Genomic DNA, 303 nt, shown 5'->3' on the forward strand with positions numbered 1-303 from the left:
AGCCAGCACTCGACCCTGATCGCGATCGGCCTGTCGGTCGTGGCGGCCCTGGCCATCACGGCCGTGCTCAGCCGGACCATCGTGACGCCGTTGCGCCGGCTCACCGGCGATCTGGAGAAGCTGTCGACGGGTCAGCACGGCCACCTCATCGTCGGGGGTCAGCGGCGCGACGAGATCGGCACCATGGTCCGGGTGGCCGAGGTGTTCCGCCAGGGACTGCTCGAGGCGGAGCGTCTACGCGACGAGCAGCGGGAGCAGGCGGAGAGTGCCCGCCGGGCTCAGCGCCAGGCCCTGCAGGCCATG

The 303-nt window shown here is 71.6% G+C and carries 1 pseudogene; it reads left to right on the forward strand.

The window, feature by feature from the left end:
- Nucleotides 1–303: pseudogene (locus N826_RS39435) on the forward strand (HAMP domain-containing protein); the annotation flags it as partial.

Source organism: Skermanella aerolata KACC 11604, assembly GCF_000936425.1.
In the GTDB taxonomy this organism is placed as follows: domain Bacteria; phylum Pseudomonadota; class Alphaproteobacteria; order Azospirillales; family Azospirillaceae; genus Skermanella; species Skermanella aerolata.